Origin of the sequence: Pseudomonas sp. QL9 (assembly GCF_041409665.1) — a bacterium.
Classification (GTDB): Bacteria; Pseudomonadota; Gammaproteobacteria; order Pseudomonadales; family Pseudomonadaceae; genus Pseudomonas; species Pseudomonas knackmussii.
In genome coordinates, this window is the sequence record NZ_CP166971.1 from 4,980,054 (window position 1) to 4,999,611 (window position 19,558).

Sequence of the window (19,558 nt, forward strand, 5' to 3'; positions counted from 1 at the left end):
TCTCATCGGTTGAAGGGTGACTTCGAAGTTGGCTAGCATCGGTAAAACCGATGGACGAGGCGCCAGATGCAATACTCCCCCGAATCCCTCCAGGCGTTTGCCGAGGCCGCTTGCCTCGGCTCCTTCAGCGCGGCCGCACGCAAGCTGGGCAAGAGCCAGTCGACCGTCAGCGAGGCCATCGCGCGCCTGGAAATCGACCTGGGCCTGGAACTGTTCGACCGCTCGGCGCGCCAGCCGAAGCTGACCGAAGCCGGCAAGGCGCTGCTCGGGCGCGTCGAGGAAGTGCTGATGGCCAACGACCGCCTCGGCCAGTTCGCCGGGCAGCTGTCGGCCGGCCTCGAGCCACGGCTGACCCTGGCGATGTCCGATACCTATCAGTCCGAGCCGTTCGAGAAGCGCCTGGCGGAAATCGACCGGCACTTCCCCGACATGGAGTTCGAGTGGTTGATCGCCGAGCATGGCGACGTCATCGACCTGGTCGGCCAGGGCCGCGCGGTGCTCGGGCTGCTCGCCGCGCAGCCCAACTATCCGCCGGACATCGGCTCGGCCACCCTGGGCGAGTGCGCCGAGTTCGGCCTCTTCGTCAGCCGCGAGCACCCGCTTGCGCAACTGGAGAAGGTCGAGCGCAGCGACCTGCTGGCCTGGCGCAACCTGCGCCTGAACACCTTCATCGACGATGCCGCGCCGCCGCTGGGCGGACGCTTCTGGTCGGCGCCGACCTACCTGCTGCTGCTCGACATGGCGGTGCTCGGCTTCGGTTGGGTGGAGCTGCCGACCTGGATGGACCAGCGCTTCGCCCGCGGCCGCCTGCAGCAGTTGCAGGTGCCGGGTTGGCCGCGCAGCGTGGCGGTCGATGTGGTCTGGTCGCGGCATCGCCCGTTGGGGCCGGCGGCGCGCTGGCTGGTCGAGCGTCTGCTGGCCAGTTGAGGCGGCCGTTCACAGTTTCTCGCGTCGCCCCTGCCGCACGAGCGGTCGGGCCGGTAGGATCGGTGTTTTACCCCGGGCAAGAGAGGTGAGGATGCGCAGCAAGCTAGAGAAGTGCCTGAACGCCGTCGATGGCATCCTGCTGGGCAAGGAAGTGCAGGTGCGCCTGGCGCTGACCTGCCTGCTGGCGCGTGGTCACCTGCTCATCGAGGACCTGCCCGGCATGGGCAAGACCACCCTGTGCCACGCGCTCGCGCGGGTGCTCGGGCTGAGCTTCCAGCGCATCCAGTTCACTTCCGACCTGTTGCCGGGCGACGTGCTCGGCACCTCGGTGTTCGACAAGGACAGCGGGCAGTTCGTCTTCCACCCCGGGCCGATCTTCGCCGAGCTGGTGCTGGCCGACGAGATCAACCGCGCCACGCCCAAGGCGCAGAGCGCGCTGCTGGAGGCGATGGAAGAAGGCCAGGTGACCATCGAGGGCGCGACCCGTCCGCTGCCCGAGCCGTTCTTCGTCATCGCCACGCAGAACCCGGTCACCCAGGGCGGCACCTTCGCCCTGCCGGAGTCGCAGCTCGACCGCTTCCTCATGCGCCTGTCGCTGGGCTATCCCGGCCGCGCCGCGGAGAAGGCACTGCTGCTGGGCGAGGCGCGGCGCGACCTGCTGCCGCGCCTGGAGCCGATCCTCACCCCGCAGGAGCTGGCTGCGCTGCAGGCTGAAGTCCCGCGCGTGCACGTCAGCGACGCGCTGGTCGAATACGTGCTGCGCCTGGCCGAAGCGACCCGCAGCCAGCCGGCTTTCGCCCTCGGCCTGTCGCCGCGGGGCAGCTTGGCGCTGCTTGCAGCGGCACGCGCCTGGGCGCTGCTCGCCGGGCGCGACTATGCGATTCCCGAGGATGTCCAGGCGGTGCTGCCGTCGGTGGCCGGGCACCGCCTGCGCGACCAGGCCGACCCGTCCGGACACGGCGGCGGCGCCCTGGTGCAATGGCTGCAGCGCGAAGTCCCGGCGCTTTGACGGAGGTTCGCGCGCGATGCTGGTGAAGGTCCGTCCCCTGTGGCAAAGCTGGATCGCCCGGCGCATTCCGCCATCGCCCTCGCTGCAGCTCAACCAGCGGCGCATCTTCATCATTCCGTCCGGCCAGGGCGTGGCCTTCGGCATCGCCCTGGTGCTCCTGCTGCTCACCGCGATCAACTACCAGAACAGCCTGGCCTATGGCCTGACTTTCCTGCTGCTGTCGCTATTCATAGTCGCGATCCTGCACACCTACCGGAACCTCGGCGGGTTGCGCCTGACCGCCCTTGGGGCGATGCCGGTGTTCGTCGGCGAGCAGGTCTGCTTCCGCGTGCGACTGGAAGGCGAGGGGCGCTCGCGGCGGGCCATCGGCATCGGCTGGTCGGAGACCGAGCTGATGTATGCCGATGTCCGTGGCAACGGCGCCGAAGAGCTGGTCCTGGCGCTGCCGGCCGAACGGCGAGGTTGGCTACGGCCGGGGCGCCTGCGGGTGGAAAGCCGCTTCCCGCTCGGCCTGCTGGTGGCCTGGAGCTGGCTCGACCTGGCGCAGGCCGGATTGGTCTATCCACGCCCGCTGCCGGCCGACCTGCCGCTGGAGGGCGGTCGCTCGGAAGAGGAGGAGGAAGGGCTGCGCGCCAGCGGCCGCGGCGTCGACGACTTCCAGGGGTTGCGCCCCTATCAACCCGGCGACTCGCGCCGGCGCCTGCACTGGAAGGCCTATTCGCGCGGCCAGGGGCTGCTGGTGAAGGACTTCTCGGCGCTGACCGGGCGCAACCTGTGGCTGGACTTCAACCTGCTGGGCGGCGATGTCGAAACTCGGCTGTCCTGCCTTTGCCACTGGGTGCTGCAGCTTTCCCTCCGCGGCCAGCCGTTCGGCCTGCGCCTGCCCGGCGTGCTGCTGCCGGTGGCCAGCGGCGACGCCCATCGCGGCGCCTGCCTGCGCGAGCTGGCGCTGTTCGGGAGCGGCGAATGAATCGCCAGCCGCTGCCGCGCATCGCGCTGACCTGGCTGCTGGTGGCGCAGGCGCTGGTGATACTGCCGCACCTGCAGCATCTGCCGCTGTGGGTGGTGGGCTTCTGGCTGGGCTGCGCGGCCTGGCGCGTGCAGGTCTACCGGATGCGTGCGAACTATCCCAACGGCATCGCCAAGATGGCGCTGGTCGTGGCTGCGGCGGCTGGGGTCTGGCTGTCGCGCGGCTCGCTGATCGGCCTGGATGCCGGCGTGGTGCTGCTGATCGCCGCCTTCGTCATCAAGCTGGTGGAGCTCAAGACCCGCCGTGACGCCCTGGTGATGATCCTGCTCGGCTTCTTCGCCGTGGCCACCAGCTACCTGTTCGATGCCAGCATGGTGGCGGCGCTGTTCAGCCTGCTGCCGGTGACCGCGCTGCTGGCCGCGCTGATCGGCCTGCAGCAGAGCAGCTTCGCCGAGGGCCCCTGGCGCACGCTCCGGCTGGCCGCGGGGCTGCTCGCCCAGGCCATTCCGCTGATGTTGCTGCTGTTTCTGCTGTTCCCGCGCATGGGGCCGCTGTGGTCGCTGCCGCTGCCGGGCGCGCGGGCCAGCACCGGGCTCAGCGACTCGATGGCGCCGGGGGACTTCGTCGAGCTCAGCCAGTCGGCCGACCTGGCGTTCCGCGTCAAGTTCGATGGCCCGCCACCGCCGCAGGACCAGCTCTACTGGCGCGCCCTGACCCTGGAGAGTTTCGACGGCGAGCGCTGGACCCAGAGCTGGCGCGCGCAGTCCGATGCCCCGCCGCAATGGACTCGCCAGGGCCCGTCGTTGAATTACCAGGTGATCATGCAACCCAGCGCCCGGTCCTGGCTGTTCGGCCTCGACGTGATCGGCGACGGGCCTGGTGATGCGCGGCTGATGAGCGACTTCCGCCTGGAGCGCAAGGGCCCGGTGCAGGAAGTCCTGATGTACCGCGTGGTCTCCTGGCCGCAGGCCCTGCGCGAGCCGAACAGCAGCGCCACGAGCCTGCGTCGCGACTTGCAACTGCCGGCGCGCGGCAACCCCCGCGCGCGCGCCTGGGCGCAGGAGCTACGCGATCGCTACCCGCAGCCGGAGCAACTGGTGCAGGCTGTCCTGCGGCACTTCCACGACCAGCCCTACGCATACACCCTGCGGCCGCCTGCGACCGGTGAGCAGCGCATCGACGGCTTCCTCTTCGATACCCGCCGTGGCTTCTGCGAGCACTACGCCGGCGCCATGACCTTCGTCCTGCGCGCAGCCGGTATCCCCGCGCGGGTGGTGACCGGCTACCAGGGCGGCGAACTGAATCCGGGCGGCGACTACCTGCTGGTGCATCAGTTCGACGCCCACGCCTGGGTCGAGTACTGGCAGGCCGGCAAGGGCTGGCGCACCGTCGATCCGACCTTCCAGGTCGCGCCTTCGCGTATCGAGCGCGGCTTGGAGGATGCGATGGCGGAGGAGGGCAGCTTCCTCTCCGACTCTCCGTTCTCCCTGGTGCGCTACCGCGGTTTCGGCCTGCTCAACCAGCTGCGCCTGAGCTGGGACAGCCTCAATTACGACTGGCAGCGCTGGGTGCTGGGCTACCAGGGCGAGCAGCAGTCGCGGATGCTCCAGCGCTGGTTCGGCACGCTCGACACGGTGTGGATCGGCATCGCCCTGGTGGGCGGCTGCGGCGTTCTGCTGGCGCTGCTCGCGCTCTGGCTGTTCAAGCCCTGGCGCCATGCCCGCGACCCGCACCTGCGACAGTTCGCCCGCTTCGAGCAACTGCTGGCCACGCAGGGGCTGCAGCGAATCGCAGGGGAAGGGCCGCGCGCTTTCGCCGAGCGAGCGATGCGCCAGTTGCCGACACAGGCAGCGGACATCGGTGCCTTCGTCGATGCCTTCGAACGCCAGCGCTACGGAAACGCGGCCTCCGCCCCCGGCGAGCTGCGCTCGCGCCTGGCCCGCCTGCGGCGCAGCCTGCCTTGGTTCCGCTGGCGCTGAGCGGGCAGCGCCGGGGTGGCGCTTGCCGTGCCGTCGCCTACCCTCATTAAACCGAGCCGCCGGGAGTCTGCCGTGTCCTCCTTCAGTGATTACCTGATCAGTCATGTCATCGAGCAGGAGGTCGCCCTGTTCAGCGCCTCCGAACGCCTGCGCGCGGCCGTCGACAGCGAGGCGCTGCACGACCTGCGCATCGCCGTGCGCCGCCTGCGCAGCCTGTTGCATCCGTTGCAGGGCATGCCGGGCATCGACGAGGTAGAGGCTTCGTTGGGCGAGGTCGGTCGCCTCAGCGGGCCGCTGCGCGATCTCGAAGTGTTGCTGCCGGTGCTGACCGCCGAGGGCCTGGAGCATGCCGCCGACCTGCGCCGTCCGGCGCTCACCACGGGCTATGTCGCGCTGCTCGCCAGCCCGCAATGGGAGCGCCTGCTGCGCCTGCTCGACGGCTGGCCGATGCTCTTGCGCACCGCCGACCGCCACGGCGTGCTCGACGGACTGCATGCCAAGGTCAGCAAGCGCCTGCGCAAGCAATGGCGCGTGCTGCTCAAGGCACTGGATGACCCGGCGCACGACCGCCATCGCCTGCGCCTGCTGATCAAGCGGGTGCGCTATGCGCTGGAGGCCTATCCCAAGGAGTCGCCATTGCCCCGGCAGGTACTCGGGCCGCTAAAGACGGCCCAGGATGCCCTGGGTGTCTGGCACGACTACGAGCAGTGGCTGATCCGCAGCGAGCGCGAACTCGACTTGATGCCTCTGCAGCCACACTGGAACGCCCGCCACGACCTCGCCGAGCGGGACGCCGACGAGGCGCTGGAAGTGCTGCAGAAGGCGCTGCGCAAGGTTTGACGGATTCCGCGTAGGAGCGGATCTCATCCGCGAAAATCCCCACACCAACGCCCCTGTAGGAGCGGGCCATGCCCGCGATTCGCGGACAAGGTCCGCTCCTACAGTGTCGGCGGCTTGAGCGATACCCATGGCGTCGCCGCCTATGCCCTGACATTCGTCGCCCGATTGATTGTCCGATCAGCCCTATGGTTGGTTGCTCATGCGCCCCCGCACTCGCCTAAGATCGGCCTCCGGAATATTTCAGCAGGAGGCGCCATGACCTTTCCCGAACTCATCCAGGCCGTGCGCACCTCGCCGCGCGAAGTGGTCATTCCCGCGCTCTGGGGGCAGGGCCGCGCCAGCTTCGGCGGCCTGGTTGCCGCCATGGCCTACGAGGCGCTGCAAGCGGTGACCGAGCCGGGGCGTCCGTTGCGCTCGCTGGCGCTCACCTTCGTCGGGCCGGTGGAGCCGGAGGTACCGGTGAGCTTCGAGGCCGAGGTACTGCGCGAAGGCAAGGCGGTGAGCCAGGTGTTCTGCCGCGGCGTGCAGAATGGCCAGGTGGTGACCCTGGCCCAGGCCAGCTTCGGTCTGCCGCGCGAGTCTTCCGTGCAAATGGGCGCGCTGCCGGCACCGGCCTTCAAGGCGGTGGATGACTGCCAGGAACTGCCCTACATCCGCAAGATCATGCCGGCCTTCACCCAGCACATCGCCATGCGCTGGGCGGTGGGGCACATGCCGTTCTCGTCCAGCCGCGAACGCGAGATGGGCGGCTGGATGCGTTTCCGTGGCAGCGGGGTAGGGGAGGAGCCGATGGAGGTCTCGCACCTATTGGCGCTGATCGATGCCTGGCCGCCGGCGACCCTGCCGCACCTGCAGACACCGGCGCCGTCCAGCTCGCTGACCTGGACCATCGAGTTCGTCCAGCCGCAACCGGCAATGCCGGCCAACGGCTGGTGCCGCTACCTGGCGACCATCGAGCACGCAAGCGACGGCTATGGCCACATAGCCGCGCAGTGCTGGAGCACGGACGGCCAGCTGATCGCCATCTCCCGGCAGACCGCGACCATCTTCGGCTGAGGCGGCTCAGCGCCGGCGATTGCGCCAGGCACGCCACCAGGCACCGCTGAGGACGAAGCGCGGGAAGGTGACGAACTGTTCGGCGAGCAGCCGGCCGATGGCGTCCTGGCGGTCGATGAAGGGCTCCGGAGCCTGCTCTTCCAGCTTGTGCCCGCGGCCCTGGATGGCCAGCGAGGCGACCATGCCAATCACCCCGAGCAGGATGCTGCCCAGGCTCAGGCTCAGCAGGCCGTCGAGCAGGACCAGCGCGGCGACTATGAACAGCGGAATCGCCACCAGATGCAGCGCCAGGTTGGTGCCGTTGCGGTGATAGTTGGCGTAGCCCTGCCACTGCCAGGTGAAGAGATTGGGTTGACGCTTGCCCATGGGCGGACTCCTTTTCCAGTCATCGGGTCGATGCCGGGAGTCTAGGCCTGGCGCCGGATGGCGGCGAGTGGGCAGTGGCTATGGCGGCGATAGCCTGAAACGACGGGGCCCGGACATTGCCGGGCCCCGGTTGGGTCAAAGGCGCAGTTGGCCGATAGCCCGGCTCAACTCGCCGGCCAGCTCGGCCAGTTCGTGACTGGTGCCGGCCGAATCCACCGTCTGTTTCACGGTCAGCTCGGTGACGTCGCGGATGCCCACCACCGAGCGGGTCATTTCCTCGGCGACCTGGCTCTGCTGTTCGGCGGCGACGGCGATCTGCGTGTTGCTCTCGCGCATGGCAGCCACCGCGCCAGCGATCGCCGCGAGGGCTTCGCCGGCTTCCTGGGCCTGCTCGACGCAGCCGTCGGCCTTGAACGAACTTTCCTGCATGAATTCCACGGCGTCGCGGGTGCCGGACTGCAGGGCGTTGATCATCTGGGTGATCTCGTCGGTGGAGTCCTGCACGCGCTTGGCCAGGTTGCGCACCTCGTCGGCGACCACAGCAAAACCGCGACCCATCTCGCCCGCGCGGGCCGCTTCGATAGCGGCGTTGAGCGCCAGCAGGTTGGTCTGCTCGGCGATGCCGTGAATCACGCTGACCACGCTGCTGATCTTCTGGCTGTCCTGGGCCAGTTGCTGGATCATCTCGGCGGTCTGCTGCACTCCCTGAGACAGCCCGGAAATGGAATCGCCGACGCGGCCGACCACCTGCTGGCCGATGCCGGCCAGGCGATCGGCCTCCTGCGATTTGTCGCGGGTGTCGGCAGTGTGCTGGGCGATGTGGTGCACGGTGGTGGACATCTCGTTGATCGCGGTGGCCGCCTGGTCCGTCTCGCTCTGCTGGCCGAGCATGCCCTGGCGGACCTGGCCCATGCTCGAGGCGAGGGTGCGCGCGCCTTCGTCGAGACGGCTGGCGGCCTGGGCCACGGTGCCGACCACGCGCTGGTAGCCGGCCTGCATGGCGTTGAAGGCGTTGGCCATCTGCCCGACCTCATCACGGCTGTCGAGCGGCACGCGGGCGGAGAGATCGCCGCTGCGTTCGACATGCAGCATCACGTCGCGCAGCTTCAGCAGGTGGGTAAGGATGAAGCGGATCAGCAATTGCGAAGCGGCGAGCAGGACCAGCATCAGCACCGCCACTGCCAGGGCATAGGCCGGTGCGCGTTCGGTGAAGACCGTCCAGAGATCAGCGCCAGGGGCCAGTACTGCGACGCGCTGGCCGTTGCCGAGGTCCTGCACCCAGGCACCGGCGAGCGGTCCAAGGCGGCTGGACGCGCCGCCCAGGTCGACCCAGCCGTTGGCATGGGCCAGGGCTTGGCCGTCTAGACCGGAAACCTGCGGCGCGCTGCCGGCAGTGAAGCCAACGAGGCTATCGCTGCCCGGCAGCGGCGCGCCGGCAGGCCAGTTCTGCAGCAGGTGCGCCTGGCTCTCGGCGGCTTGGCGCGCCGCCTGATTGCGGGCGTCCAACTCCTGGTGCATGGCGAACAACACCAGCAGCAGGGTGGTGAAGAAGGCGACCGCGTTCACGGCCCAGAACTTGTACTTCAGAGAGATATCGCGGATCCAGGCGCCCATGGAATGCTTCTTGTCGTTGGAATGATGGCTTGTGGCCTTCATTCTTCATGGAAGAGAAGGGCGCAGCCTTGATGCGGATCAAGGCTGCCCCGCCTCAGAAGTTAGCGGCGCATTCCGGACATTCTTTAGGGGCATTGCGCCTCAGGCGTCCAACGGCGGCAGACCAAAGAACTGGCGGGCGCTGGCGGTGCTGTGCTCGGCCAGATCGACTTCGCTTTCGCCACGGTGCTGGGCCACGCAGCGCAGCACTTCGGGCAGGAAGGCCGGCTCGTTGTGGCCGTGCTTCGGCTTGGGCCGCAGGGTGCGTGGCAGCAGGTAGGGGGCATCGCTTTCCAGCATCAGGCGGCCGCGGGGAATCTCGCGCACCAGCTCTTGGAGGTGGATGCCGCGGCGCTCGTCGCAGATCCAGCCGGTGATGCCGATATGCAGGTCGAGGTCGAGGTAGCCGTAGAGCGTGCGCCGTTCGCCGGTAAAGCAGTGCACCACTGCTGCGGGCAGGCGGTCGCGGAATTCCTTGACGATGGCCAGCAGGCGCTCGCCGGCATCGCGCTCATGGATGAACACCGGGCGCTGCAGCTCGACGGCCAGCGCCAGTTGCTCCTCGAAGGCCTTTTCCTGTTGCGGACGTGGCGAGAAGTCCCGGTTGAAGTCGAGGCCGCATTCACCCACCGCGCGCACGCGCTCTTCCTTTAATAAGCCGCGCAGGGCTGCGGCGCTGGCGCTGTTCCACTGGCTGGCATCGTGCGGGTGCACGCCGGCGGTGCTGAACAGGCGATTGCCCTTGTCCAGCTCCTGGCACAGGCGCAGTGCCGCTTCGCTCTCGTCGAGGTTGGTGCCGGTCAGGACCAGTTGGCAGACGCCGGCGGCATAGGCGCGTTCGAGAACGGCCTCACGTTGGCTGGCAAAACTGGGGTGATTGAGGTTGACGCCGATGTCGATCAGTTGCATTTTTCCTTCCCTTTAGGGGCGGCAGCATAGCAGAGCCCGTGTTTTCCCTAATAAAACCTTAAAAGACAGAGAGTTAAATGCACTTCTAAAAGTGCTTCGGGAATTTTGGGTTGGCAGCCACGCCTTCCTGTGAGAATCTCGCGCCCCTTTTTCCACGGCCGGGAACTTGCGGAAGCGGCCGCGCTCTGAGTGAGCCGCTGGCGATGGACCGACCCCTGGAGACCTGGATGACGCGACTGTTCTTGCTTCTGCTATGCCTGTTGGCGGCCTTGCCGCAGCAGGCCTCGGCGCGCCTGACCAGCCAGCCGGACAACTGGCCGCAGGAGACCGGCGACAGCCGCGACCTGGCCGACATCCGCAACAGCGGCGTGCTGCGCGTGCTGGTCAACCAGAGCCGCAACAGCTCCGGCGAGATCAAGGGCCAGTCGATCGGCATCGAATACAACCGCCTGCGCGCCTTCGAGCAATACCTCAACGACACCGCCCCCGGCCGTCGCCCGCTGACCTTGAAAATCGTGCCCAAGGCCAAGGACCAGCTGCTGACCGCGCTGCAGCGCGGCGAAGGCGACCTGATTGCGCCGGGCGAAGTGCTGGGTGCCCGTGACGGGCAGAACGTCAGCGCCAGCCTGCCCTGGCGCGAGGACGTGCCGCTGGTGCTGGTTTCGCGCCAGGGCAGCCGGCGCTATGCGCACCTCGAACAACTGGCGGGCAAGCACATCGCCTTGCCCGCCGGCAGCGCTGCCGGCGATGCCGTCCGCCAGGTCAACGAGCGCCTGGCGCAGCGGCATCTGCCGGCGCTGTCCATCGACTGGGTCGATCCGTCGCTGGCGGTGGAAGACGTGCTGGAGATGGTCCAGGCCGGTATCTATCCGTTCACCGTGGTCGAGCAGCCGATTGCCGAGCGCTGGGCCAAGGTGTTCCGCGGCATTCGCGTCGATCGCCACCTGGTGCTGGACAACCGCCAGAGCATGACCTGGTACGTGCGCCGCGATGCGCCCATGCTGCACGCCAGCGTGGATCGCTTCCTCAAGGACTATCACGCCCCTGCGGATCAGGACGGCACCTTCCAGCGCCTCTATAGAAACGCCTACCAGGTGCGCAATCCGCTGGAGAAGGGCGACCGCAAGAAGCTCGAGGCGGTGCGCCCGACCCTGCAGCGCTACGCCGAGCAGTATCGCCTTGACTGGCTGGCTCTAGCGGCCATGGCCTTCAAGGAATCCAACCTGAATGCGGATGCCCGCGGCTCCTCTGGCGCTACCGGCCTGATGCAGGTGACGCCGGCGGCGGCGCGCAGCGTCGGCGTTGGATCGATCCAGGGCAAGGAGGGCAACGTACAGGCGGCCAGCAAGTACATGGCCATGCTGCGCCGCGACTACTTCAACAGCCCGCGCATGGACGACCGCGAGCGCCTGGCCTTCATCCTCGCCGCCTACAACGTCGGCGCCGAGCGCGTGCAGAGCCTGCGCGCCGAGGCGCGGCGCCGCGGTCTGGACCCTAACCGCTGGTTCTTCCAGGTGGAGCGGGTGGCCGCCGACCAGCTCGGCATGGGCGTGGTGAACTACGTCAGCAGCATCAACAAGTACTACCTGGCGTACCAGCGCGAGCGGGACGGCCTGGAATCCAGCCAGAAGGTGGCGCGGAAGTGATCCATTTATTTGATTAATTTAAGCGTTATTTTGCGCTTTTTATATCAAATTAATGGGCTATATTGGTTCTCAAGCAACCGCAGTTGCTCAACCCACTTCCTCTGCACAAGGATTCGCCATGAACGCACTGCTCAAATCCCTTATGTCCACCAATGCTGGCGCCGGCCTGGCCGTTCTGCGCATCACCACCGGCCTGACCTTCATGGCCCACGGTTCGCAGAAGCTCTTCGGCCTGTTCGGTGGCCCTGGCCTGCAAGGGATGGCGGGATGGCTGGAATCCCTCGGCGTGACCCCTGGCTACCTGATGGCCACCCTGGCCGGCAGCGCCGAATTCTTCGGTGGCCTGGCCCTGGTCCTCGGCCTGCTGGTGCGCCTGGCCAGCCTGCCGCTGATCGTAGCCATGCTGGTGGCCGTGTTCAGCGTGCACTTCGCCAACGGCTTCTTCATCACTGCCAACGGCTTCGAATACGCCTTCACCCTGATCATGATCAGCGTAGCCATCCTGATCAGCGGCGCGGGCCCGTTCTCCCTGGATCGCAAACTCTCCAGCTGATCGCCAGGCCGTAACGAAAAAGGGGCGGATGCCAATGGCATCCGCCCCTTTTCATTTGTGCCGCTTCAGCCCAGCAGGTGTTGCACGCCGCTGTTGATCAGGCCGCCGCCGACCAGCAGGAAGACGAACAGGCCGGCACCCAGCAGGAGCGGTTTCGGGCCTTCGCGGCGCAGGTCGCCGAGGCGGGTGGCCAGGCCCAGGGCGGCCATGGCCATGCCCAGCAGCACATCATCCAGTTGTTGCAGCGGTGCCAGCCAGCTGTGCGGCACGAGGCCCAGCGAACGAATGCCGGTTACGACGAGGAAGGCTACTGCGAAGCCGGGGATATGCAGTCGACGCTTGCCTTCCTGCGCTCCCTCGCTGGCGCCGAAACGGCCCAGGCAGAGCAGCGCAGGTGCCAGCAGCAATACCCGCAGCATCTTGCTGATCAGTGCCGCGTCGGCGGCGGCCGGGTCCATGGCGCGGCCTGCGGCGACCACCTGTGCCACTTCATGGATGGTCGAGCCGGTGAAGATACCGAACGCCTTGCTGCTGCCGAACAGGTGCGGCAGGTGGGCGAAGATCAGTGGGTGCAGCAGCATCGCCAGGGTGCCGAACAGCACCACTGTCGCCACCGCGACAGCCGTATGCTCGGCGCGGGCACGCAGCACCGGGCTGCTCGCCATCACCGCGGCGGCGCCGCAAATCGCACTACCCGCGCCGATCAGCAGGGCGCTCTCGCGCGGCAGCTTCAACCAGCGCACTCCAAGCCACCAGGCGGCGCACAGGGTGCTGCCGACCATCAGTACGTCGATAACCAGCGCGGCTGGGCCGAGTGCGGCGATGTCCTGGAAGGTCAGGCGTAAGCTGTAGAGCACCACGCCCAGGCGCAGCAGTTGCTGGCGCGACAGCTCGACACCCGGGCGCAGGCCGCCAAAGCGGGCAGCGCCGAGATTGCCCAGAAGCAGGCCGAGCAGAATGGCCACGGTGAGACTGCCCAGGCCCAGATGCCCAAGGGCGGGAATCTCGACCAGCAGGCGCGAGACGCCGGCGATCGCGAGACAGAGCAGGGCACCGGGAAGCAGGTAGGGAAGGCGGCGCAAGAGGGCGGGCATGACAGGCTCCTTGTGTAAGGTGTTGTCATGGTGCGCGCTGGACTCTTAGTGTAAAAACGGATTGTTCTTATTGGATCAAACGGTTTTATCGATATGGGCCCACGTATCACCCTCCGCCAGCTTGCAACCTTCACCGCCATCGCCGAGCACGGCAACGTGACCCAGGCCGCGGCGGCCATCGCGCTGTCGCAATCGGCAGCCAGCCAGGCACTGCAGGAGCTGGAGCGCACCCTGCAGACGCGCCTGTTCGACCGCAGCGGCAAGCGCCTCGCGCTCAACGACAACGGCCGCGCCCTTTATCCCAAGGCATGCGCGCTACTGGCGCAGGGGTATGAGCTGGAGGGGCTGTTCCAGCAGGCGCCGGTCCAGTTGGCCCTGGGGGCAAGTCGTAGCATCGGCGGTTACCTGCTGCCCCAGCTCATGTCGGGCTTCCTCGCCGAGTTACCGGACAGTCGCCTGCAACTGCAAGTGGCGAACAGCCGCGAAATCCTCGCGGCACTCTGCGAGTTTCGTCTTGACGTCGCTTTCATCGAAGCGCCGATCCAGCATCCGCAGGTGCAGCTGTTGCCCTGGGTGGAAGATGAACTGTTGCTGGTTGCCGCGCCTGGGCATGCACTAGTCGGCGAGAAAAGGGTGAGTCTCGAGCAACTGGCTTCGGCGCGCTGGATTCTCCGTGAGGCGGGTTCCGGGACGCGGGTGACTTTCGAGCAGCAGGTGCTGCCGCGACTGGGCAGCCTGCAGGCACCGCTGGAGGTCAGTAATGCCGAGGCGATCAAGCATCTGGTCGGCAACGGCGTCGGCATCAGCTGCTTGTCGCAGCGAGTGGTGGCGAACGAGTTGCAGCGTGGCGAACTGGTCGTCCTGGACAATCCGCTGGGGCCGCTGCGGCGCACATTCTTCCGTGCGTTACATGTCGACAAATACCCTACGGCGGGGCTGCGGCGATTCCTCGATTTCGCTACGCAGTGGGCGCAGCGGGAGCGTGGCTGACTTCGCCGCCATCCAGCGGCCAGCGGCCGATGGCGTGATAGTGCGTGCCGTGGGGCCCGTTCTCCGAGCTATAGAGCACCAGCTCGCGGGCCGGCCAGGCGAAGTCGACGCTGGCCTCGGGCAACTGGCGGCAATGCCGTGCCAGCGTCAGGTGCGCGCGGAACGTCCGATGCTCGACCTCGAACTGGCACGCTTGCAGGGCCTCGCGCAGGGAATGGACGAGGCTGGGCAAGGCCTCAGGTAGCGTGCTGGGCGCCAAGTGAAGAATGCCGTTGCGCCATAGCGACAGGTTGTCGAGGCGCAGCTCGAAAGGTGTGCGCGGCATGCTCGCGCCGAGCGCCAGTAGTTCGGCCTTGCGCGCCCGTGGGACTGCGCCCAGGAACACCAGGGTCAGGTGAAGGTTGGCGGCGGCCACGGGTTGGCCGTCGATGGCGAGCTTCTCCCGCCAGGCGCACAGTGGCGCGCGGACCTCATCGGGGCAGGGCAGAGCGAAGAACAAACGCAGGGGCGGGGTGCTCATTGGGGCTTCCTTATCAACCTGAGGTCGCCTTGACAGTATCGCCGGGGCTTCTCTAGGATGCCGCACAGCGCCGATTTAAGTAGCAACTTGCGGGGCGCGGATGGCTCGTACGAGGCATCGAAATACCGCTAAAGCGCTGGTTCGGTGTGCCTCTCGCCGCGTCCAGCAGGACCCAGAGGCGGAGACTCGACACCATGAACTGTGCCCATCCCCACGTGCGCCTGGCACCCATCACTACCGGACTGCTGCGGCGCAACCCGCGCATCCTCCTCAGTGGCAACCATCAACCGACCCTGGTTCGCTACCTCGAAGGCTGGCCCAAGCGTTGGCAAGGGTCGCGGACCTTCCGCATCCAGTTTGCCCGCGACCTCGAGGATATCGCTCGCTTTGCGCGTGACAGTTTCGATTTCGCCGTGGCCCACGCGCCTAGCGCCGAAACGCTGGAGTCGCTGGTCCACGAGCTCACTCGCGTCGCCCGTCAGGGCCTGATCACTCGTCGTCCGCCGGCGCTCTGAGCGCTTCTTCGAGTCTGCTGGGTCCCCGCGTTCGCGGGGAAGACGCAATTCGCTGAGCCCCTTCTCGTCGTCCCCGCGAATGCGGGGATCCAGTGAGTGGGCGGAGGCGGATCAGGCTGCCGGGTACTCGATTTCAATCACGAACCAGAGCTTCTCACCGGAGGGCGAGCGCACCATGACTTCGGCGTCCAGCTCCTTGCCCACCAGCGCGCGGGCGAGGGGCGAGTCGATGCTGATCTGGTTGTTGCGCAGGTCCAGTTCGTCCGGGCCGACGATGCGGTAGCGGGCCTGCTCGCCGTCTTGGTCCTCGAGGGTCACCCAGGCGCCGAAATAGACCTTGTTCGGATCGCTGGGGCGCTCGCGTACCACCTTGAGGTTTTCCAGGCGCTTGCGCAGGAAGCGCACCCGGCTGTCGATCTCGCGCAGCATCTTCTTGCCGTAGATGTACTCGGCGTTCTCCGAGCGGTCACCGAGGGCCGCGGCTTCGCTCACCGCCTGGGTCACCTGGGGCCGGCGCACGTTCCACAGCTCGTACAGTTCGGCGCGTAGGCGTGCTTCGCCTTCGGGGGTGATCAGCGGGGTGCCGGCGGTACGCGGCGGACGGTAGCGACTCATGGGGATGCAGATTTCCCGACTGCGGCTGGAGAGGAAGGCGAGTCTATCAGCCTTCCCGCAGCAGGCGCAGCGGGCTCAGGGTCAGTGCCTTGCGCGTGCCGAACAGCCCGGCACCGCCAACCAGAAGGGCGCCGAGCAATGGCACTGTGAGCAACCATGGGTGCGGTCGCCAGGGCAGGTCGAAGACCAGGCTGTAGAGCAGGTAGCTGATCAGCTCGCAACCCAGTGCTGCCAGCAGTCCGCTGACCGCACCGAGCAAGGCGAATTCGCTGCGCCGGGTACGCTGGAGAAGGTCGCGCTCTGCACCCAGCGCCCGCAGCAGGGCCCCCTGGCGCAGGCGCTCGTCGAGGGTCGCCTGCAGGCCGGCGAAGAGCACGGCGAACCCGGCGGCGAGGACGAACACCAGCACGTACTCCACCGCCAGGGTCACCTGGTCGAGGATGCTGCGCAGCTGAGTCAGCAGAACGTCCACCGGCAGCAGGGTGACTGTCGGGAAGGCCCGCGCCAGTTCGACAGCGTCGCGCTGATCGCTGCTGGGCAGATAGAAGCTGGTCAGGTAGGTCACCGGCAGGTCGACCAGGGTGCCGGGCTGGAACACCATGAAGAAGTTCGGCTGGAAGTTGTCCCACTTCACCGCGCGCAGGCTGCGCACCTCGGCTTCGCGAGTCTGACCGGCGACACTGAAGCTCAAGCGATCGCCGACCTTGATGCGCAGATTGCCGGCCAGCTTTTCCTCGACCGACACACCAGGCAGCGTGCTCGCCGGGCCGTCGCCCCACCAGTAGCCGGCAACCAACTGGTTACCCGGCGGTAGCTGTTGCGACCAGGTAAGCCCGAGGTCACGCTGCAGGGCGCGCTCGCTGCGCACATCCTCGCTGAGCGCCTGTACCGGCTTGCCGTTCACTGCCACCAGGCGGCCGGGCACCATCGGGAAAAGCCCTTCGGCATTGGGTGATAGCTGGCGCACGCGGCTTTCGAAGGCGTCCTTCTCCGCCGGCAAGATGTTCAACGCGAAATAGTTGGGTGCGTCGGCGGGCAATTGGGCGTGCCAGGTGTCGAGCAACTCGCCGCGCAGCAGGGCGATGAGTGCCATGCACAGAAGGATCAGGCCGAACGCCAGGCATTGCCCTGCGGCGGCCAGCGGGTGGCGTAGCAGTTGGCCTAGCCCCAGGCGCCACGGCAGGCTGGCGCGGCTGAGCAGGCGGCGCAGGCCGTTGAGGGCGAGCAGCAGCAAGGCGCCCAGCGCGGCGGCCGCGAGCACGCCGCCGCCGAGCAGGGCCAGGGTCAGGCGCAGGTCCAGACTGAGTCGCCACATGATCAGACCGAGCGCCAGCAAGGCGCAGCCATAGGCCAGCCAACTGCGCATCGGCACTGGCAGCAGGTCGCTGCGCAACACGCGCAGCGGCGGCACCCGACCCAGTGCGGCCAGCGGCGGCAGGGCGAATCCGGCCAGGGCAGCCATACCGGTGGCTACTCCGGCGACGGCGGGAAGCACGCCGGCCTCTGGAATCGAGGGCGGCAGCAGGTTGCCGAGCAGTGCAATCAGGCCGAGTTGCGCAAGGTATCCAAGCAGGGCACCCAGCAGGCTGGCCGCAAGTCCCAGACAGAAGAGTTGCAAGCCGAATAGAAGGAGGGCTTCGCGCCGCGACAGGCCAAGGCAGCGGAGCAGGGCACTGGCATCGAAGCGCCGCGCGGCGAAGCGATTGGCCGACAGCGCTACCGCTACGCCAGCAAGAAGAATGGCGGCCAGGCTGGCGAGGTTGAGGTAGCGTTCGGCACGCTCCAGGGCGTCGCCGATCTGCCGATTGCCGTGGTGGGCATCGAGCAGGCGCTGGTTCGCAGCCAGCCCGGGTTCGATCGCGCGGCGATAGGCTTGCAGTGCCTCGGCAGGCCCTTCCCAGAGGTCGCGATAGGTGACCCGGCTGCCGGGCTGCACCACGCCGGTGGCGTCCAGGTCGTGCAGGTTCATCATTACCCGGGGTGTCAGGCTATAGAAGTCGCCGGCGCGGTCGGGCTCGTAGGTCAGTACGCGGGCGATGCGCAGGTCCTTGCGACCGACTTCGACGCTGTCACCGACCTTGAGATCGAGCGCGGTGAGCAGGCGTGCCTCCACCCAGACCTCGCCAGGTTGCGGCCTTCCCCCGGGTTGCTCGGGCTGCAGGGGCGCGGTCGCGCTTTTCAGTTCGCCGCGCAGCGGATAACTGTCATCCACTGCCTTGACGCTGCTCAGTTGGATGCCCTGGTCGGTGGCGATGACGCTGGAGAACTCGACGCTGTAGGCGTGGCGCAGCCCCAGCCGGGCTCCGACATCGCGTTGTTCCGCGCTGGCTGGTTGTGTGCCGTTTAGCACCAGGTCGGCACCGAGGAATTCAGCGGCGCGGACCAGCATGGCGCCGTTCAGGCGAGCGCTGAAGTAGCCGATCGCCGAACTGCAGGTGACCGCGATCAGCAGGGCGAAGAACAGTACTCGCAATTCGCCGCTGCGCCATTCGCGGTGCAGTTGACGCAGGGCCAGGCCGAACAGACGCGAGAGCGGCAGCGAGCGCATGGTTCAGGGCTCCAGGTGGTCTATGAGGTGGCCGCTCTCCAGGCGTATCAGTCGTCGGCAGCGGTGCGCCAGGCGCTCGTCATGGGTGACCAGGACCAGCGTGGTTTGGCGTTCGCGGTTGAGCTCGAAGAGGAGGTCGCTGATGCGTTCGCCGGTGGCCGTATCGAGGTTGCCGGTGGGCTCGTCGGCGAACAGTACGTCCGGTTCCGCGGCGAAGGCGCGGGCGATCGCCACGCGCTGTTGCTCGCCGCCGGAGAGCTGGCGCGGGTAATGCGTTAGGCGCTGGCCGAGGCCGACCCGTTCCAGCAGTTCGCGGGCTTGCTGGCGGGCGTCGCGGCGGCCGTCCAGTTCGAGCGGCAGCATGACGTTCTCCAGCGCGTTGAGGCTGTCGAGCAGTTGGAAGGACTGGAAGACGAAACCGACGTGGGCGGCGCGCAGCCTTGCTCGCTGGTCCTCGTCGAGAGTCTCCAGGCGCTGACCGGCCAGTTCGACGCTGCCTTCGCTGGGGACGTCGAGGCCGGCGAGCAGTCCGAGCAGCGTCGACTTGCCCGAGCCCGAACTGCCGACGATCGCCAGGCTATCGCCGCGATTCAGCGCCAGGGAGAGGTCGTGGAGGATGGTCAACTCGCCTTCCGTGCTGGGAACGACCTTGCTAAGGTTGCGCGCGGTAAGAATGCTTTCGCTCATGGAGGGTCCGATGCGTGCTTGGCTAATGGGCGGTTGCCTGGCGTTGCTGTTGCTCGGGCAGCAGGCCGCGGCGCAGACGCTGCTGGTCGTCGGCGATAGTATCAGCGCCGGATTTGGCCTGAATACCGACCAGGGTTGGGTCACGCTGCTGCAGCAACGCCTGCGGAAAGAGGGATATGCCTACAAGGTGGTCAATGCTTCGATCAGCGGCGACACCAGCGCGGGCGGCCTGGCGCGCTTGCCGGCGCTGCTTTCGGGGGAGAAGCCGGGGCTGGTGGTTATCGAGCTGGGCGGCAACGATGGCCTGCGCGGGCAGCCGCCTCAGCAATTGCAACAGAATCTTGCTTCCATGGTCGCTGCCTCGCAGCAGGCCGGCGCCAAGGTGTTGCTGCTGGGCATGCGCCTGCCGCCGAACTATGGCGAGCGCTATACCCAGGCGTTTGTGCGGGCCTATGAACAGGTCGCGCAAGCCAGCCAGGTGCCGCTGGTGCCGTTCTTCCTCGATGGGGTGGGGGGTGTGCCGCAGTTGATGCAGGCGGACGGTATTCACCCTACGGCCGCGGCGCAGCCTCGCTTGCTGGAAAACGTCTGGCCGCAGCTGAAACCGATGCTCTGAATGCCTTGCGAGGCTTCCCCGCGCGGGGGCTTTCCGCTATGTTTGCGCACCCTTCAGGAGCCACC

At 67.4% G+C, this 19,558-nt stretch carries 19 protein-coding genes; 11 read left to right on the plus strand and 8 right to left on the minus strand.

Features of this window, described 5'->3' with window-relative positions; genetic code table 11:
• Positions 1 to 66: 66 nt before the first annotated feature.
• The 6 genes from ACA097_RS23190 to ACA097_RS23215 all read left to right on the plus strand — a co-directional run bounded on the left by ACA097_RS23190 (position 67) and on the right by ACA097_RS23215 (position 6,781).
• The gene (locus ACA097_RS23190; RefSeq protein WP_371366274.1) at positions 67 to 927 is read left to right on the plus strand and encodes a LysR family transcriptional regulator; all 861 of its coding nucleotides are present in this window, start codon (positions 67 to 69) and stop codon (positions 925 to 927) included.
• Between the two features lie 91 nt (positions 928 to 1,018).
• The gene (locus ACA097_RS23195) at positions 1,019 to 1,936 is read left to right on the plus strand and encodes a MoxR family ATPase (protein ID WP_160287668.1); all 918 of its coding nucleotides are present in this window, start codon (positions 1,019 to 1,021) and stop codon (positions 1,934 to 1,936) included.
• A gap of 16 nt (positions 1,937 to 1,952) precedes the next feature.
• Positions 1,953 to 2,906, plus strand: a complete 954-nt coding sequence (locus ACA097_RS23200; protein ID WP_160287667.1) for a DUF58 domain-containing protein — start codon at positions 1,953 to 1,955, stop codon at positions 2,904 to 2,906.
• A complete protein-coding gene (locus ACA097_RS23205) occupies positions 2,903 to 4,885 on the plus strand; it encodes a DUF3488 and DUF4129 domain-containing transglutaminase family protein (RefSeq protein WP_371366276.1) in 1,983 nt (660 codons plus the stop codon). The genes ACA097_RS23200 and ACA097_RS23205 overlap by 4 nt, the downstream gene beginning before the upstream one ends.
• Positions 4,886 to 4,957: 72 nt before the next feature.
• Positions 4,958 to 5,725: a CHAD domain-containing protein gene (locus ACA097_RS23210; protein ID WP_371366278.1), complete on the plus strand. Its 768-nt coding sequence runs from the start codon at positions 4,958 to 4,960 to the stop codon at positions 5,723 to 5,725.
• 255 nt (positions 5,726 to 5,980) lie between these two features.
• On the plus strand, positions 5,981 to 6,781 hold the full coding sequence (locus ACA097_RS23215; protein WP_043253402.1) for an acyl-CoA thioesterase II: 801 nt from the start codon (positions 5,981 to 5,983) through the stop codon (positions 6,779 to 6,781).
• A 6-nt stretch (positions 6,782 to 6,787) separates the two neighbouring features.
• On the opposite strand, the gene ACA097_RS23220 is transcribed toward ACA097_RS23215, so the two are convergent.
• The 3 genes from ACA097_RS23220 to ACA097_RS23230 form a co-directional block, all read right to left on the minus strand.
• Entirely contained in the window at positions 6,788 to 7,147 is a 360-nt protein-coding gene (locus tag ACA097_RS23220; protein ID WP_043253401.1) for an Mpo1-like protein, read from the minus strand.
• 135 nt (positions 7,148 to 7,282) lie between these two features.
• The gene (locus tag ACA097_RS23225) at positions 7,283 to 8,761 is read right to left on the minus strand and encodes a methyl-accepting chemotaxis protein (RefSeq protein WP_371366280.1); all 1,479 of its coding nucleotides are present in this window, start codon (positions 8,759 to 8,761) and stop codon (positions 7,283 to 7,285) included.
• 141 nt (positions 8,762 to 8,902) lie between these two features.
• Positions 8,903 to 9,709, minus strand: coding sequence for a TatD family hydrolase (locus tag ACA097_RS23230; protein ID WP_371366282.1), 807 nt, complete (start codon positions 9,707 to 9,709; stop codon positions 8,903 to 8,905).
• Between the two features lie 227 nt (positions 9,710 to 9,936).
• Between ACA097_RS23230 and ACA097_RS23235 the strand changes: the two genes are divergently transcribed.
• Both ACA097_RS23235 and ACA097_RS23240 read left to right on the plus strand, forming a co-directional pair.
• Positions 9,937 to 11,355, plus strand: coding sequence for a transglycosylase SLT domain-containing protein (locus ACA097_RS23235; protein ID WP_043253398.1), 1,419 nt, complete (start codon positions 9,937 to 9,939; stop codon positions 11,353 to 11,355).
• A gap of 118 nt (positions 11,356 to 11,473) precedes the next feature.
• Positions 11,474 to 11,908 (plus strand): DoxX family protein, encoded by a 435-nt coding sequence (locus ACA097_RS23240; RefSeq protein WP_043253397.1) that lies wholly within the window; start codon positions 11,474 to 11,476, stop codon positions 11,906 to 11,908.
• 65 nt (positions 11,909 to 11,973) lie between these two features.
• Here the strand turns inward: ACA097_RS23240 and ACA097_RS23245 are convergent, their stop codons facing one another.
• The gene (locus tag ACA097_RS23245; RefSeq protein ID WP_371366284.1) at positions 11,974 to 13,002 is read right to left on the minus strand and encodes a YeiH family protein; all 1,029 of its coding nucleotides are present in this window, start codon (positions 13,000 to 13,002) and stop codon (positions 11,974 to 11,976) included.
• Between the two features lie 93 nt (positions 13,003 to 13,095).
• Here ACA097_RS23245 and ACA097_RS23250 point away from each other — a divergent pair, with 93 nt between their 5' ends.
• Positions 13,096 to 13,992, plus strand: a complete 897-nt coding sequence (locus ACA097_RS23250; protein WP_371366286.1) for a LysR family transcriptional regulator — start codon at positions 13,096 to 13,098, stop codon at positions 13,990 to 13,992.
• Here the strand turns inward: ACA097_RS23250 and thpR are convergent.
• On the minus strand, positions 13,961 to 14,512 hold the full coding sequence (thpR, locus tag ACA097_RS23255; protein WP_371366288.1) for an RNA 2',3'-cyclic phosphodiesterase: 552 nt from the start codon (positions 14,510 to 14,512) through the stop codon (positions 13,961 to 13,963). The genes ACA097_RS23250 and thpR overlap by 32 nt on opposite strands.
• Before the next feature lie 194 nt (positions 14,513 to 14,706).
• On the opposite strand from thpR, the gene ACA097_RS23260 reads away from it, so the two are divergent.
• A complete protein-coding gene (locus ACA097_RS23260) occupies positions 14,707 to 15,027 on the plus strand; it encodes a hypothetical protein (RefSeq protein WP_371366290.1) in 321 nt (106 codons plus the stop codon).
• 111 nt (positions 15,028 to 15,138) lie between these two features.
• Here ACA097_RS23260 and greB read toward each other — a convergent pair whose 3' ends face one another.
• The 3 genes from greB to ACA097_RS23275 are packed head-to-tail and all read right to left on the minus strand — an operon-like array spanning position 15,139 to position 18,877.
• Positions 15,139 to 15,642, minus strand: coding sequence for a transcription elongation factor GreB (gene greB, locus ACA097_RS23265; RefSeq protein WP_371366292.1), 504 nt, complete (start codon positions 15,640 to 15,642; stop codon positions 15,139 to 15,141).
• Between the two features lie 46 nt (positions 15,643 to 15,688).
• A complete protein-coding gene (locus ACA097_RS23270) occupies positions 15,689 to 18,181 on the minus strand; it encodes an ABC transporter permease (protein WP_371370563.1) in 2,493 nt (830 codons plus the stop codon).
• A gap of 12 nt (positions 18,182 to 18,193) precedes the next feature.
• Entirely contained in the window at positions 18,194 to 18,877 is a 684-nt protein-coding gene (locus tag ACA097_RS23275) for an ABC transporter ATP-binding protein (protein ID WP_160287658.1), read from the minus strand.
• A 10-nt stretch (positions 18,878 to 18,887) separates the two neighbouring features.
• Here ACA097_RS23275 and ACA097_RS23280 point away from each other — a divergent pair, with 10 nt between their 5' ends.
• The gene (locus tag ACA097_RS23280) at positions 18,888 to 19,493 is read left to right on the plus strand and encodes an arylesterase (RefSeq protein WP_043253389.1); all 606 of its coding nucleotides are present in this window, start codon (positions 18,888 to 18,890) and stop codon (positions 19,491 to 19,493) included.
• Positions 19,494 to 19,558: the final 65 nt, after the last annotated feature.

Excerpts from the sequence above, each read along its gene's own strand:
- ACA097_RS23200 (WP_160287667.1), top strand. The coding sequence starts at position 1,953 with ATGCTGGTGAAGGTCCGTCCCCTGTGGCAAAGCTGGATCGCCCGGCGC.
- ACA097_RS23260 (WP_371366290.1), top strand. The coding sequence starts at position 14,707 with ATGAACTGTGCCCATCCCCACGTGCGCCTGGCACCCATCACTACCGGA.
- thpR (WP_371366288.1), bottom strand. The coding sequence starts at position 14,512 with ATGAGCACCCCGCCCCTGCGTTTGTTCTTCGCTCTGCCCTGCCCCGAT.
- ACA097_RS23235 (WP_043253398.1), top strand. The coding sequence starts at position 9,937 with ATGACGCGACTGTTCTTGCTTCTGCTATGCCTGTTGGCGGCCTTGCCG.
- ACA097_RS23215 (WP_043253402.1), top strand. The coding sequence starts at position 5,981 with ATGACCTTTCCCGAACTCATCCAGGCCGTGCGCACCTCGCCGCGCGAA.
- ACA097_RS23220 (WP_043253401.1), bottom strand. The coding sequence starts at position 7,147 with ATGGGCAAGCGTCAACCCAATCTCTTCACCTGGCAGTGGCAGGGCTAC.
- ACA097_RS23190 (WP_371366274.1), top strand. The coding sequence starts at position 67 with ATGCAATACTCCCCCGAATCCCTCCAGGCGTTTGCCGAGGCCGCTTGC.
- ACA097_RS23250 (WP_371366286.1), top strand. The coding sequence starts at position 13,096 with ATGGGCCCACGTATCACCCTCCGCCAGCTTGCAACCTTCACCGCCATC.
- ACA097_RS23230 (WP_371366282.1), bottom strand. The coding sequence starts at position 9,709 with ATGCAACTGATCGACATCGGCGTCAACCTCAATCACCCCAGTTTTGCC.
- ACA097_RS23275 (WP_160287658.1), bottom strand. The coding sequence starts at position 18,877 with ATGAGCGAAAGCATTCTTACCGCGCGCAACCTTAGCAAGGTCGTTCCC.
- greB (WP_371366292.1), bottom strand. The coding sequence starts at position 15,642 with ATGAGTCGCTACCGTCCGCCGCGTACCGCCGGCACCCCGCTGATCACC.
- ACA097_RS23280 (WP_043253389.1), top strand. The coding sequence starts at position 18,888 with ATGCGTGCTTGGCTAATGGGCGGTTGCCTGGCGTTGCTGTTGCTCGGG.
- ACA097_RS23195 (WP_160287668.1), top strand. The coding sequence starts at position 1,019 with ATGCGCAGCAAGCTAGAGAAGTGCCTGAACGCCGTCGATGGCATCCTG.
- ACA097_RS23205 (WP_371366276.1), top strand. The coding sequence starts at position 2,903 with ATGAATCGCCAGCCGCTGCCGCGCATCGCGCTGACCTGGCTGCTGGTG.
- ACA097_RS23225 (WP_371366280.1), bottom strand. The coding sequence starts at position 8,761 with ATGGGCGCCTGGATCCGCGATATCTCTCTGAAGTACAAGTTCTGGGCC.
- ACA097_RS23245 (WP_371366284.1), bottom strand. The coding sequence starts at position 13,002 with ATGCCCGCCCTCTTGCGCCGCCTTCCCTACCTGCTTCCCGGTGCCCTG.
- ACA097_RS23240 (WP_043253397.1), top strand. The coding sequence starts at position 11,474 with ATGAACGCACTGCTCAAATCCCTTATGTCCACCAATGCTGGCGCCGGC.